The organism is Anabaena sphaerica FACHB-251, from assembly GCF_014696825.1.
GTDB lineage: Bacteria > Cyanobacteriota > Cyanobacteriia > Cyanobacteriales > Nostocaceae > RDYJ01.
In genome coordinates, this window is the sequence record NZ_JACJQU010000001.1 from 625,389 (window position 1) to 638,289 (window position 12,901).

Annotated in this window: 14 protein-coding genes; 7 read left to right on the forward strand and 7 right to left on the reverse strand. The window is 40.9% G+C overall.

Annotation, left to right across the window (positions count from 1 at the left end):
* Positions 1-56: 56 nt before the first annotated feature.
* On the reverse strand, positions 57-1,277 hold the full coding sequence (locus H6G06_RS02770; protein WP_190556826.1) for a HetZ-related protein: 1,221 nt from the start codon (positions 1,275-1,277) through the stop codon (positions 57-59).
* Between the two features lie 371 nt (positions 1,278-1,648).
* Complete coding sequence (locus tag H6G06_RS02775) at positions 1,649-2,308, reverse strand: L-threonylcarbamoyladenylate synthase (RefSeq protein WP_190556828.1); 660 nt, start codon at positions 2,306-2,308, stop codon at positions 1,649-1,651.
* A gap of 131 nt (positions 2,309-2,439) precedes the next feature.
* Between H6G06_RS02775 and larC the strand changes: the two genes are divergently transcribed.
* On the forward strand, positions 2,440-3,723 hold the full coding sequence (gene larC / locus H6G06_RS02780; RefSeq protein ID WP_190556830.1) for a nickel pincer cofactor biosynthesis protein LarC: 1,284 nt from the start codon (positions 2,440-2,442) through the stop codon (positions 3,721-3,723).
* Positions 3,724-3,767: 44 nt separating this feature from the next.
* Here larC and H6G06_RS02785 read toward each other — a convergent pair whose 3' ends face one another.
* The gene (locus H6G06_RS02785; RefSeq protein WP_190556831.1) at positions 3,768-4,370 is read right to left on the reverse strand and encodes a hypothetical protein; all 603 of its coding nucleotides are present in this window, start codon (positions 4,368-4,370) and stop codon (positions 3,768-3,770) included.
* A gap of 47 nt (positions 4,371-4,417) precedes the next feature.
* The gene (locus tag H6G06_RS02790) at positions 4,418-4,984 is read right to left on the reverse strand and encodes a DUF6658 family protein (protein ID WP_190556832.1); all 567 of its coding nucleotides are present in this window, start codon (positions 4,982-4,984) and stop codon (positions 4,418-4,420) included.
* A 279-nt stretch (positions 4,985-5,263) separates the two neighbouring features.
* Between H6G06_RS02790 and H6G06_RS02795 the strand changes: the two genes are divergently transcribed.
* A complete protein-coding gene (locus tag H6G06_RS02795; protein ID WP_190556833.1) occupies positions 5,264-6,181 on the forward strand; it encodes a lysylphosphatidylglycerol synthase domain-containing protein in 918 nt (305 codons plus the stop codon).
* A gap of 402 nt (positions 6,182-6,583) precedes the next feature.
* Here H6G06_RS02795 and H6G06_RS02800 read toward each other — a convergent pair whose 3' ends face one another.
* Entirely contained in the window at positions 6,584-6,721 is a 138-nt protein-coding gene (locus tag H6G06_RS02800) for a hypothetical protein (protein ID WP_190556835.1), read from the reverse strand.
* A gap of 721 nt (positions 6,722-7,442) precedes the next feature.
* Between H6G06_RS02800 and ndhL the strand changes: the two genes are divergently transcribed.
* The 4 genes from ndhL (at position 7,443) to H6G06_RS02820 (ending at position 9,807) form a co-directional block, all read left to right on the forward strand.
* Positions 7,443-7,652 carry an NAD(P)H-quinone oxidoreductase subunit L gene (gene ndhL / locus H6G06_RS02805; protein WP_190556837.1) on the forward strand — a complete coding sequence of 70 codons (210 nt, stop codon included), beginning with the start codon at positions 7,443-7,445 and terminating at the stop codon, positions 7,650-7,652.
* Between the two features lie 25 nt (positions 7,653-7,677).
* The gene (locus tag H6G06_RS02810; RefSeq protein ID WP_190556839.1) at positions 7,678-7,977 is read left to right on the forward strand and encodes a DUF3007 family protein; all 300 of its coding nucleotides are present in this window, start codon (positions 7,678-7,680) and stop codon (positions 7,975-7,977) included.
* A gap of 127 nt (positions 7,978-8,104) precedes the next feature.
* Positions 8,105-8,908 (forward strand): tryptophan synthase subunit alpha, encoded by an 804-nt coding sequence (gene trpA, locus H6G06_RS02815; RefSeq protein ID WP_190556841.1) that lies wholly within the window; start codon positions 8,105-8,107, stop codon positions 8,906-8,908.
* A gap of 242 nt (positions 8,909-9,150) precedes the next feature.
* Entirely contained in the window at positions 9,151-9,807 is a 657-nt protein-coding gene (locus tag H6G06_RS02820; protein WP_190556843.1) for a heterocyst differentiation related protein, read from the forward strand.
* Between the two features lie 77 nt (positions 9,808-9,884).
* Here H6G06_RS02820 and H6G06_RS02825 read toward each other — a convergent pair whose 3' ends face one another.
* Positions 9,885-11,804, reverse strand: coding sequence for a protein kinase domain-containing protein (locus H6G06_RS02825; protein WP_190556845.1), 1,920 nt, complete (start codon positions 11,802-11,804; stop codon positions 9,885-9,887).
* A 165-nt stretch (positions 11,805-11,969) separates the two neighbouring features.
* Here H6G06_RS02825 and H6G06_RS02830 point away from each other — a divergent pair, with 165 nt between their 5' ends.
* Positions 11,970-12,458: a hypothetical protein gene (locus H6G06_RS02830; RefSeq protein WP_190556847.1), complete on the forward strand. Its 489-nt coding sequence runs from the start codon at positions 11,970-11,972 to the stop codon at positions 12,456-12,458.
* A 145-nt stretch (positions 12,459-12,603) separates the two neighbouring features.
* On the opposite strand, the gene H6G06_RS02835 is transcribed toward H6G06_RS02830, so the two are convergent.
* Positions 12,604-12,885, reverse strand: a complete 282-nt coding sequence (locus H6G06_RS02835) for a hypothetical protein (protein ID WP_190556849.1) — start codon at positions 12,883-12,885, stop codon at positions 12,604-12,606.
* Positions 12,886-12,901 lie beyond the last annotated feature (16 nt).

The window sequence follows — 12,901 nt, forward strand, 5'->3', positions numbered from 1 at the left end:
AACAGGTGTATAAGGTGGTCAGGTATTCAGATAAATTTAGCAATTTCACCTTAGCTTCAGCAGGTCTTAACTTCAGCATGACCATTGCGGATAGCCCAGGCTAATTCTAGCATTTGAGTCCAGCGTTTTTGTAGCTGTTTCGGGGTACATTGTACAGCTTTAGCGATCGCCTGATCATTTTCCAAAGCAGTTTTTAACTTAAAGATTTGCTGTTGCTGTTCAGTCAGTTGATTCCAGAAAGTATCCCACTGCTGAGAAGATAAACCCAACTTATGTTCTAAACCAGCACCTAACCATTGATGTACCAATTGCCAGTGGTGTTGTTTAGCAAACTTCTCGACGTGATACTTAAAGCGTTGTTGCAAATAATCGCGCTGACGGCTAGTTAAGCCTAGAATTTGGTCAATTTCTGGTGCTGATAGGTCTTGGAGTTTCAACGATAGATAATTCATACAGTCAGATTGGCCTTGAGACTCCAGATATTTCATCAACTCCGTAATCACGCGATCGCGTTCCGACTCCTCAGAGGGATCAAAATTAGGTTTAGCAACCATTTGCGACCTAATTTGTTGCACCGCTAAATTGCGTTGATAAGATTCTGCCTCTTCAGTCTTAGCAGAATCCACAGCCATTTCAATATCTACAGTCGTTTCTTGGGGTTGACGACGAGCAAAACCTTGAGCGCGTAACACAATCAACTGTTGATTAGCACCACCAGGTAAATTAATCCGACGTTTAGCATACTGCTCTGTAAAAGCCATATACTCAGCTAATTGTAGTTGAGTACGCGGTGTATAATCTTCAGGCAGTTCATTTTCCCTGCGAAAAGCCTTAATCGCTTCGATATAAAAAGCTTGGAGAAAATCTTCAATCAGATTGTAACGAGCTTCAAAACCTAATTCTGAGCCAGCAACTGTAACGTGGCGATAAACAATAGCACCTAAACTGCTATGTAATTCCACCCGTCCTTGTCGTGAACCCAATTGATAGTAACGTAGACACTTTTGTAAACGGTGTCTTGCTAAAGTAATCTGCCAAGACCTTACTTGCCCAGAAGTTTGGATGCGGGAACTTTTATCACAAATGCGTTCTACTTCTTTAGTTATGCGATTAGCTACAGCTTGCACACAGCCAGTTGAAGCTTTCACTTGAGTCTGCATTTCCTGACAAAGAAGTTGCATTAAAGTATCAGATTTAGTATCCGATAAATCTTCGATTGGAACATCACTATCAAAAGCAGGTGTAGAATTTGGCAGATTGACGAGGTTAGCTTTCATGACTTTTCCTGGAATTGGTATTGCACCTTAACTAAAACGCAGACACAGTACTTAAGGCCAGTCATCACTGGAGAATCTTGCTGACATACATCCATCAAGACTCGCCGCAGATACTGTTCACATATAAGACTGTAGGAAATTTCAGAAGTTAAGGGCTTGTCAAGTGTGTCGCTTTTGAGATCAGCAACTAGATCAAAGGTGAGATATCGGTGTTGAGAAGGTGCGGCAATTAATCCAAACCCTAGCAATGCCAAGATTTGCCGCCATCTCTTTTCCCGTGATCCCAGCATCTTTTGGTATGACAATTTCAAAATTGGAGTATATGTATCACAATTTGCGAAACAGAGGGTTGCATTTGTAAAGCTTAATTATTATACCCAAGCAGCTGCTGCTTCCCAACCTAACCCCCTCCGTGTAATTATTGGTTCTTCATCCGTCAAGTCTAAAATGGTGGACACTTGAACAGTAGGTTCTTCACCTGTCTCTATAATAATGTCAACCAAGTTATCCAAACGGTCAAATAGCTCTACCCGTGACAGAATAGATTCTGAATCTATTCCCAGTATTTCATCATCTGTGTCATTTGGTGGTAAATGTGCCGAAGTCGAAATAATCGGATTTCCTAACGCTTCCAGCAATGCCAAACATACATTATGATTTGGCACTCGAATTCCTGTTGTTTTTCGCTTGGGACTTTGCACCAGTCGCGGTACTAACTTGGTAGCAGGTAGCAAAAAAGTGTAGGGACCTGGTATCAAACGCTTCATAATCCGATAGGCTGTATCACTTACGAAGGCATAAGTTGCCACATTAGAAAGAGAAGGACATAAAAAGGTCAGTGGTTTATCATTTGCTAACTGCTTAATTTGCCGCACTCTTTCCACCGCCGACTTGGCATTCAAATCACAACCAATTGCATAGACTGTATCAGTAGGGTAGAGCATGATAGCGCCACTAGAAAGCGCCAACTTTATATCCTCTATACGGCGGTTTTGGGGATTATCAGGATGAATCGCAAAAATCTTGGCCATAAAAGATGCTCACTGGGGATTGGGGATTGGGGACTGGGGACTGGAGACTGGGGACTGGGTAATAATGGGTAATCGGTAGTAAAGTTTTGCCAATGACTAATGACTAATGACCAATGACCAATGACTAATTTATGAATAAAATTGCTTATCTTCAATGTCCAACCGGAATTTCCGGTGATATGTGTCTGGGTTCCTTGGTAAGTCTGGGTGTTCCCCTAGAGTATCTAGTGGAAAAACTCAATGGTTTAGGAATTGAGCAGGAATACCAATTACGGGCAGAACTTGTCCATCGGCAAACTCAGCAAGCTACTAAAATTTACGTCGATTTAGTACGTCACCATCACCACCATCATCATCATGAACACTCTCACCATCATGGCCGTCACCTACCGGAAATAGAGGAGATAATTCTCAAAGCCAACCTACCATCACAGGCAGAAGCTTGGAGTTTAGCAGTATTCCGCCAGTTAGCCGTGGCCGAAGGGGCAGTACATGGCATTGAACCGGAAAAAGTTCATTTTCATGAGGTGGGTGCTGTAGACGCGATTGTGGATATTGTCGGTACTTGTTTGGGGTTAGATTGGTTGGGTATCGACAGCAATCACGAGGGATTACCCTTGATATACTGCTCACCTTTTCCGACCGGTGGGGGAACTGTTCGCGCTGCACATGGACAAATGCCAGTACCAGTACCCGCAGTATTGAAGTTGTGGGAAATGCGAAGTTGTCCAGTTTATAGCAACGGCATTGACAAAGAATTGGTGACACCGACAGGAGCAGCGATCGCCACTACCTTAGCCAGAAGTTTTGGTTCACCACCTCCAATTACCCTCAAACAAGTGGGACTAGGAGCAGGTTCTCTCGACTTACCCATACCCAATATACTACGGCTATGGCTCGGTGAAAGTGCAAATGAAAACACAAATATTTCAGATTTGGCCGATACTAGCCCAAATTTAGAAACAATTTCTGTCCTAGAAACCCAAATTGATGACTTAAATCCCCAAGCTGTCGGCTATGTCTTTGATGCTTTATTTGCTGCTGGTGCTGTGGATGTCTTTACTCAAAGTATAGGGATGAAAAAATCACGCCCTGGGCTTTTATTAACTGTAATTTGTCATCCACCACATTTAGCCAGTTGTGAAGAGATTTTATTTTGCGAGACCACTACTTTAGGAATTCGGCGGACTACTCAAAAACGTGCTATCTTACAACGGGAAATTCAAAAAGTAGAAACCCCGTATGGGAAAGTGGGTGTGAAAGTTGCCTGGAAAGGACAAGCAGCAGAGAAAGTCATTACCAATGTGCAGCCAGAATATGAAGATTGTGCAGACTTAGCACGAAAACATAATATTCCCTGGCGGGAAATTCAACGATTGGCTCTACAGAATTGGTATTTACAAAATCAAAAATAAAATAGGGCAGGTGTCAAGCCTGCCCTAAAATCATCATCTTAATTTCAATCTGCTTCTCTGAAAGTCCTGTTTATTGCGTCTCCTGTATCCTCGGTTCGGCGTTGAATATTTTTACCAATATCTTCAGTTCCACGTTGTACATTCTTGGTTAAATCTTTGACTCCACTGCCAACATTTCTCTGAAGATTTTCTACCCCTCTTTGAGTCCCCTTGCTGACTCCTTCCCGCAATTCTTCGGCTGAACTTCCCACGTCTTCACCTAAGTTTTTCACCCTTTCACCAAAAGGTGTTCCTTCACGATAATTACGAACGTATTGCTCTGTACTATCAATTCCCTTGCGTTCAATATTTCTTTGAGCATTTTCTATTAGCTCATCGGCTCTAACTCTGGCTGATTTTTCTGCTGCTTTTGATCTGGGATCTACATCACTAAAGTTATTCATTCCTCCTTGATATGGAGAAATAGGATAATCTTTTGTAGGATCATATCTTTTCTCATTCGGCGGTTGTGCCGAAGGTTGTGGCGGTTGTCCAGCTATAGTAGGACGATTACAAGCTTGGACTAAAAATAGAAAACTTGCCGCCAAAAATACCGTTAAAATTTTCAATGGACGCAGGTTCTGCAACAAAGTAGTTAGTCTTTTCATATTCTTCTCCTTGTAGTTTTCCGACTGACTAAAGAACGTCTATCTATCTATCTGCCAACGGCTGGATTTTTTTGCAATTCAGGTCTAGCACTGGCTTCATCTGCTGTTTCTTTCAAAAAGCCTGAAGCTTTTTCCACTGCTTCTGTTACAGTTTCTATTCTGTCTTGGATGCGAGTTTTTAAATCAGGTTCGCGCTGAATTAAACCACCTGGTTCGGGATGTTGGAAATTTTCTTCAGTGATGATTGGTAATTCAGCTTCTTTCTTAACTCTACCTAAAGGTGTTTCTGCACCAGGATAAAGAATTTCTGAGTCTTTATTTACCGCTAGGAATAATTGCGAATTTAAGGGTAAACTAGCTTGGTCATCTTTTTTATTGCTGCTTCCAGTAGTTACTTTTGGGTCGGTAGACATTCGCAAATTTGTATATTCGTTGCTACCACTCTTATAAGGATTATTTGCTCCACCAGCTTGCACAGGTGTATTTTGGGGATTTGCACCTTGAGCCTTTACTCCGCTACAAGCCGTGCTAACTATCAACAATATTCCAACTAAAAAGATAGTTACAATTTGGCGTATTTGCAGGTTCTTGACGAAATTAATCAAACTTTTCACTTAGTCCTCCTTATCCGATCTCGCAGTTTAACTCGTTGACAAATTATGGAGTTTTACGAGTTATACAGCCAATTTTTACATATTTTTGGCAATGGGTTGAGTTGTTAATGTGAACAACCTTTAACAAGATTAACGTATTTAATATGAAATCCACTTCTAGCTTAGGTCACATTTTACTGTTGAGAAAATACCAATTTTCTCTAACTCAAGAGAGATATTATTTAATATAATTATCTTGACCAATTTGATGATTAAATTACACAAATAATAAAAACAATAATGAAAAAAGTTTTACGCTGGTTCATTTTGGGGGGAACGCTGTTTTTTTTAGGGAAAGCGTTGAAGGATAATTGGCTAGAAGTGAGTTCTATCCGTATTGATGCAGCCGGATGGGCAATTTTGTCAATTGCTACAGGTGTAACTTTACTTGCACATATTTGGGCTGGTTGGATATGGACTTGGGTGTTGCAAGAGTTAAATCAATCTGTATCAGCTTCTGAATTTATCCAAGTTTATTTAAAGACAAATATTGCTAAGTATTTACCTGGTAATGTTTGGCATTATTACGGGCGCATCTTAGCGGCTAAAAATGCTAATATTTCTAATGGTGCGGCAACTTTAAGCGTTTTACTAGAACCATTACTTATGACTGCGGCGGCTTTGATGACCGTGGTTTTATTTGGTAGTGAATTGGCAGTTAATAATACTAATATTTGGGTACAAATTCTGCAATTTCTCAGTTTAGTTGTGCTGCTGGGTGCTGTTCATCCTTGGGTTTTAAATCCAGCAATTCGCTTTTTATATCGTTTAAAGAACAAAAATTCACAACCAGAAAATCAGTCTATTAGCAGTTTAAGTCTGGAACGTTATCCTCTACGTCCTTTGTTGGGTGAATTAATTTTTTTAGGATTGCGTGGAACTGGGTTTATATTAACTATGTATGCTCTGGGTTCGTTAAACTTGAGCCAAATTCCTTTATTATTAGGTGCTTTTAGTTTTGCTTGGGTATTGGGGTTGGTTGTTCCCGGTGCGCCTGGTGGTTTGGGGGTATTTGAAGCGACAGCTATAGCAATATTACAAAATCGTTTTCCTTCTGCTTTGGTAATAAGTGCGATCGCTCTCTATCGTCTCATTAGCATTTTGGCTGAAACCGCTGGTGCTGCTTTGGCTTCTCTCGATGAACGTTTTACTAGCTAGGTTACAGGTACTCAACATCGAACGCGGATACACGCAGATAAACGCAGATGGAAAACTTAAGGGTTGCACATATCATAATTTGTCTTATTTGTCAATACCAGAAAGTGTAACCCTCAAATAACAGCATTGAATTTTTGGGAAAATTTGTTATTCTGAACCCTGGTTAATTGGTTAAGTTTTGTATGGTTGATTTTTTGCTTTTTCGGAAAGTCTTAATATAGCAATCATTTCTAGCTGATGCCTAAAAATTAATCTTAAAAATAGGTAATATTTGGGCAGTTTACAAATTCTATTAAATCATACCAGAAGGCTGAAAATATTGCAATACCGTAAATAAATAAAAATAATTCTCAATTAATTGTTAAGAAAGTATAAAGCAAAAATTTTCTCTCATATAAATTATTAAACTGATAAAGCTTTATAATCAGGTTTAGCTATATTTACGGGTGACAGGCGAGTAATTAATAAAAGTAATTGATAAAATGCAAAAAAGCCAGTGTAATTAAAGCTATTACACCGACTAAAATTAATGTTATTCATAATGGGAGTGGGGGGACTTGAACCCCCACGACCGTTTAAGGTCAACGGATTTTCATTCTCTTGCAGCTTTCACTACTACCTTCTAGGTTTTGAGAATTGGACTCTCCCTTTACCCTCGGCTTAACGTTAGGGTAGCTCCCGTCGAGTCTCTGCACCTTCCCGGAATTTTAACTTTGGGATTTTGAATCTTGGGTTTAATTCCAAAATCAAATCTCAACTCTAAAGCTTCTGGGCTTGGCTCAGGATTGCCATATCTGTTCACATACGATTACAGATTTAGGTTTCCCTGAATTTGAGAGCTTCCACTTGAAAGATTTCTCTATCAAGGCTCAGTTTTCTAAGTCCGTAGCGTCTACCATTCCGCCACACTCCCAAGGGGTTTTAGATGTTGGAGGCGAAACCTCCTTGTCTATTTCACCATTAATGTGTTTTTTGTGCAAGTAGTTTTGAAAATTTTTTTTTAAATCTTTTCAAGTTTTATTTTTTACTACTTTTTTATTTGGCACTCAACTTAAATTTAACAGCGAAATCTATTCTAGCACAATCTTAGCTGGTTTTTAAATTTTTGCCAAGTATTTTGCAAATTTTTTTCCGCCCCCGCTAAAACCGTTAGTTAACCATATCCCAATCCCCAATCTCTGATACTTTCCTTAGTTGACGGGTTGAGCCTATTATGGAAAACAGATGCACCAATATAGTCTTCTCAAATCCGACAAAAATTATGGTTGTAGCACTACTGTATTTGATTTTAGCCGGAGCTTATCTTCTGGTAGTACCAATGGCTGTGATGCTTTATCTAAAGCTACGCTGGTATTCAGCTAGTTCTGTAGAGCGTGGGTTTATGTACTTTTTGGTGTTCTTCTTCTTTCCGGGTTTGTTGCTGCTCTCCCCAATTGCGAATTTTCGACCCCGGCGCAGACAAATTGTTTAATTAGATTTGGTAGGTCATAACTCTCATGCGACGCATTGATGCAATCGGTATTACTTTAGGCGTTTTTTTGATTGGTGGACTGGCTTATGTAGGATTGCAGCTGGTCGGTTTAGATGGTCAAAATGCGGGAATTTGGAGCCAAGCTGTGCTGGTTGTTGGTTTGATAGGTTGGTTGGCTACATATCTTTTCCGTGCGGGGAGTAAAAAAATGACCTACCATCAACAACGGGAAGAGTATGAAAAGACTTTCCTGCAACAGCGACTAGATGAACTAACTCCTGAAGAATTAGCGAAAATTCAAGCTGAGATTGAATCAGGGAATTAGGTGACAGGTGACAGGTGACAGGTGACAGGGAAAATGGGAAGATGGGAAGATGGGGCGATGGGGCGAATAAAAATAAATATGTTCTCTGTTCCCTATTCCCTGTTCCCTATTCCCTATTCCCTGACTAATGACTGCAATTTCTCGTTGTTTTGAAACTTTAAGACGGAATCACGAGTGCGCTCTGATTCCGTTTATTACTGCTGGTGATCCTGATTTAGAAACGACAGCTAAGGCGTTGCAAGTTCTGGATCGCTCTGGAGCCGATATTATTGAGTTGGGTGTTCCCTATTCTGACCCTTTGGCAGATGGACCCGTTATTCAAGCAGCAGCTACCCGTGCTTTGGCAAGGGGTACTACTTTGGATCAGGTGTTGGAGATGTTGCAAGCTACTACTCCCAGTTTGCAAGCGCCAATTATTTTATTTACTTACTACAACCCAATTCTGCACCGGGGAGTTGATAAGTTTCTTGAGCAAATTAAGACTGCTGGTGTAGCAGGTTTGGTAGTTCCTGATTTGCCTTTGGAAGAGGCCGCAGGGCTATTAAAACCAGCAGGTGAGGTGGGCATTGATTTAACTCTATTGGTAGCTCCTACAAGTTCGGCCCAGAGGATTGAAGCGATCGCTCGTGCTTCTCAAGGATTTATCTATTTGGTGAGTGTGACCGGTGTGACGGGAATGCGATCGCAAATGGAAAGCCGAGTTTCAGATTTACTCACACAAATTCGTAGAGTGACAGATAAACCCATCGGCGTAGGTTTTGGAATTTCCGACTCTGAGCAAGCGCGTCAAGTGCGGGAATGGGGTGCAGATGCAGCAATTGTGGGTAGTGCTATCGTTAAGCGTTTGGCAGAAGGGACACCAGAATCAGGACTTGATGCGATCGCTCAATTTTGCCAAACTCTCAAGACAACAATCACAACTCCCTCTTGATGATTTGGGAAAATTAGATTAAAAAAGATAACAGCGTAGTTTTTTTATCATACCTTGGTGGACAATTTGACTGATATAGTCTTGAATATTAACAGCACATACCAGGCTGAAAAAAAAACTACCTGATACATTTGCTTATAGTTTGAGTTTTATGTGAATTGAAGCAGGCGATAAATTATGAGTGTGAGAGTGAGTCAGTTAAAATCAAGTTACACTGCCGACGTAGTTGAGGGGTAAAAGCGATGAGTGAAAGTATGGCATTTATCGGCGGAGTTGCTGTAGCTGGGCTGGCGGCTCTCCTCTTGCTAAAAGGAACCAATACCCCCGTACAACAACCTAACTTCGCTGTTGCTCCACAAATGCCAGGTTCGGTTGTAGCGCCCCAGGTGATGCATCCATCAATGCAATACCCTCCTAACTATGGGCAACCAGTATATCCATATCAACAACCAGTAGCGCCTAATTCCGACCAGCGGCTGGAAATGGAAAAGCTGAACATGACAATGGAGAAGCTCAAAAGCGACAACGAACAACTTCGGTTGCAAAATCAACAGCTTCAAGGTCAAGTTCAAAATTTCACTCAACAACAGTGGCAGTTAGCCCAACAACAAAATCAACAAAAAGTAGCTGCACTGCCAGCTGAACAAAATCGCTGGTGGTCTTCACCCATAGTTTGGGCTGTAGGTGGTGCGACTTTGACTATTGGTGGCGGTGTTGTTGTCGCTGGAGTTTTATCTTTATTTTCTCCCAAACAACGTCCTAGCCGCACTGTACAGGTAATTCACCCCTACCACGGACCAACACCACCTTTAGCTACAGTCCGACGGGCTGAATTTTTACCATCCTCCAGCCCAGAAACCAGACGAGTGGAAACGGCTCAATACGACGAACTATATTAATACTCGATTCGACTTAAATGCTTTTGATCAGGCGGAGAATTGGTAATGGGAAGAAGGTGATTTCCATTACCATGAATTTACAAACTATTTACAGGCTTGTCTGTATCACTGGGCGTTTCGGAAGTGGTTGGTGTATTTTTATGAGTTTTGTTGTCTTCTTTAGGAAGAGCTTGTTTAGCAACATTTTCTGCTGCTTGTGTAAACATTGGTTGTAATTTATCTTGCCAATATTTAATATTGGGTAAATTTTCTGGATTATCTCGATAAGCTAAAACTTTATCCCATTGACCATTATCAATAGCTTTATTAATCTCATTAGCTAGTGCTTCAGCTTTAGCCCAGTCTTGCTGCCATTGATTCATGATCTCAACCGTTTCTTTGATACCTGAAGCAGCATTTGTAGGAATTGTTTTAAGTTGAGCGATCGCACCGTTTAAATCTCCTGATTCAAACTTCTGTCTGGCTTTTTCGACAATTTTCTGCTTATCCTCACTAGATGGGGATTTTTCAGCTTCAGAAGTTGATTGATCAGATATTTCTGGACTAGGAGTAGCAACAGCAGTTGGTTTTGGTTGTGGTTTGGGAAGAGGTCGAGATGCGATTAAGGGAGTATCGTCTACGGTTTGAATAGAAACTCCTTGATCCCGTAAACAAGAAACCCATTGTTCATTATTGATAATGACATCCGAATGCGCCCAAGCCAAACGCCCAGATTTGAGTTTAAGTTCTATCCAACCGCGTTTTGTTCGCTTACCAGTAACATCAAAATCACTAGCATCGCCAAGAGTTTTGAGAATATTATCCGAATTAATCGCACTCGGTTCAGAACGAATATTAGAATTAGCTGCAACTACAGCCAAGCAGTTTTTTGATGATGTGCTATTTTTGCCTGTCCAATTAGCAGCTACATTTTTCACATTTGGATATAGATTTGTTACCAAAGCTGCTGCACCACCAGCTAATAATAAGCCAATTATCAAGGGTAATGGATCAGGTTTGCTAGAATCCTGATGAACTCTTTCGTGATGAACAGGTTTAGGAACAACATGATTAGCAGGTGAAACAGCGACAGTAGGCTGTGAAAAGACCTGAGATGCGATAGAAGATGGTCGTTTGGGGGTTTGGTAGCTAATTTGTCTTGGAGACTCAGAAGATATTGAAGATGTAGAGGTCATATTCATCAACTCTCTACAGGCTTGCAGTGCTTCCGTGGCTGTTTGGTAGCGGTCTTTGAAGTGATAACGCACCATCTTGGTTAAGATTTCTGCCAAGCGGTAATTTACAGGCAGAAAATGCTGCCAAAGGATTTCACCTGTATTGGGATCTTCTTGTAATTGGTTAGCTGGTACTCCTGTTAATGCTTGAATAGCGATGATACCAAGAGAATAAATATCACTATTAGGACGAGGTTTACCTTGTCCTTGTTCTGTAGGCATATAGCCTGGTGTGCCAATAGCTACTGTAGCGGTGAGTTGTGCGCCAACTGACACTAAGGGCGATCTCAATTGTTTAACAGCCCCAAAATCTACCAAAACTAATTTATAATCAGCAGCGCGACGGATAATATTATCTGGCTTGATATCGCGGTGAATTACTCCTTCTTGATGGACAAATTCTAAAATCCCTAGAACTTCTAACAACAGTTGCACGACTTGGTTTTGACTCCAAGGTTGGCCGGGAATCAGTTCTTGACTCAGCGTATGTCCGTCAATGTATTCTTGGACTAAGAAAAATTCTTGATTTTCGTCAAAATAAGCGAGTAGTCGGGGTATTTGGTCATGGTTACCCAACTTTTCCAAAGTTTCGGCTTCGCTGTTGAATAGACGTTTAGCAGTTTCAAAGATTTTTTGGTCAGTGCTGACAGGTTTGAGGTGTTTGACAACGCAGATGGGATTACCAGGCCGCCTGGTATCTTCGGCAATATAGGTTTGACCAAATCCTCCCGTTGCCAAAATGCGTATGACTTGGTATCGATGGTCTAGTAGTTTGCCTATCATGTTCCCTCCCCAGTTTTAACACCTAATTTTGCAAACGGTAGTCAATATCTCCAAATTTTCTTCTAGGAAATCCGCTATCTTGAGAAAAGATTTAGACTAAAAATGCAGTTTTTTAATAAAAACAACAAATTGTTACTTTTTGTTTAGTATTTCTGTTAACCAACAATGCCCCCTAAGATAACAAACTCTACTACATGGCAGCAAGCTGAACTCCTCATGCAACCGGCTTTTATTCGTGTTGTTGATAATCTTCGCAAGCATCTGGATACATCCGCTTGGAAAGGAACTTATCACGATGTACTGATTTGGCCACCTGGTACAACTGATGAAACCAAAGCTATAGTGACACAGTTGTTGCAAGATATGGAAACTGCCACACCGGAACAGGTGGAAGATATTCGCGAAAATCTTGCCCTTTTGCCTATGCCCCATCCAGGATACCATCTGCGCTTGCAACGTCAAGAGCAGCAAGTGAATGTGGATTTGTGGGATCTGTGTTATCAAGTGTGTTTTTTAGATTACAGTCCTGAGAATACAGGAGTAGATATTGATACTAATTTATTGGATGAGTCGGGGCAAGTCGATTGGCAACATTTGGAAAATAAGACCAAGCAGTTAGTTAAACAGGTATTTGACAGTTTACCAGAGGTTTGAAGCGTGGGGGGTGTGGTGTTTGGGGTATTGTGTGGGAGTATACAGGAGGCAGGAGGCAGGAGGCAGGAGGCAGAAGGCAGGAGATTTTTTGGAGTTATCTAAACAGAAAAAACCCACCTGCGTGGGTTAAGAAGTTGCATTTTCTTTAAGCAGCACAATCTTTAAATTTGCGCTCATCTGTTGTGATTGAGTTGCTATACTTGCTTAAATCTTTTGGTTTTGACTGTGCATTTGGTTTAGCTAAAAATTCTTCCATTCCTGGAATTTCTAATTGGTGGAATGTGTTTTGATTTTCTTGACTCAGAATCGATATATTTTCAACGGCTTTGAGAGTGGTTGGAGTGGTTTCTGTGCTTGTTGGATTTTCAGCAATAAATTTTTCCATCCCTGGTATTGCTAATTGAACAAAGCTCAAATGATCTTTCATGGGTTTACTCAAACGC

Excerpts from the sequence above, each read along its gene's own strand:
- H6G06_RS02800 (WP_190556835.1), bottom strand. The coding sequence starts at position 6,721 with ATGAATAACATTAATTTTAGTCGGTGTAATAGCTTTAATTACACTGGC.
- H6G06_RS02810 (WP_190556839.1), top strand. The coding sequence starts at position 7,678 with ATGCGACGCATTGATGCAATCGGTATTACTTTAGGCGTTTTTTTGATT.
- larC (WP_190556830.1), top strand. The coding sequence starts at position 2,440 with ATGAATAAAATTGCTTATCTTCAATGTCCAACCGGAATTTCCGGTGAT.
- H6G06_RS02835 (WP_190556849.1), bottom strand. The coding sequence starts at position 12,885 with ATGAAAGATCATTTGAGCTTTGTTCAATTAGCAATACCAGGGATGGAA.
- H6G06_RS02825 (WP_190556845.1), bottom strand. The coding sequence starts at position 11,804 with ATGATAGGCAAACTACTAGACCATCGATACCAAGTCATACGCATTTTG.
- H6G06_RS02770 (WP_190556826.1), bottom strand. The coding sequence starts at position 1,277 with ATGAAAGCTAACCTCGTCAATCTGCCAAATTCTACACCTGCTTTTGAT.
- H6G06_RS02830 (WP_190556847.1), top strand. The coding sequence starts at position 11,970 with ATGCCCCCTAAGATAACAAACTCTACTACATGGCAGCAAGCTGAACTC.
- H6G06_RS02775 (WP_190556828.1), bottom strand. The coding sequence starts at position 2,308 with ATGGCCAAGATTTTTGCGATTCATCCTGATAATCCCCAAAACCGCCGT.
- ndhL (WP_190556837.1), top strand. The coding sequence starts at position 7,443 with ATGGTTGTAGCACTACTGTATTTGATTTTAGCCGGAGCTTATCTTCTG.
- H6G06_RS02785 (WP_190556831.1), bottom strand. The coding sequence starts at position 4,370 with ATGAAAAGACTAACTACTTTGTTGCAGAACCTGCGTCCATTGAAAATT.
- trpA (WP_190556841.1), top strand. The coding sequence starts at position 8,105 with ATGACTGCAATTTCTCGTTGTTTTGAAACTTTAAGACGGAATCACGAG.
- H6G06_RS02795 (WP_190556833.1), top strand. The coding sequence starts at position 5,264 with ATGAAAAAAGTTTTACGCTGGTTCATTTTGGGGGGAACGCTGTTTTTT.
- H6G06_RS02820 (WP_190556843.1), top strand. The coding sequence starts at position 9,151 with ATGAGTGAAAGTATGGCATTTATCGGCGGAGTTGCTGTAGCTGGGCTG.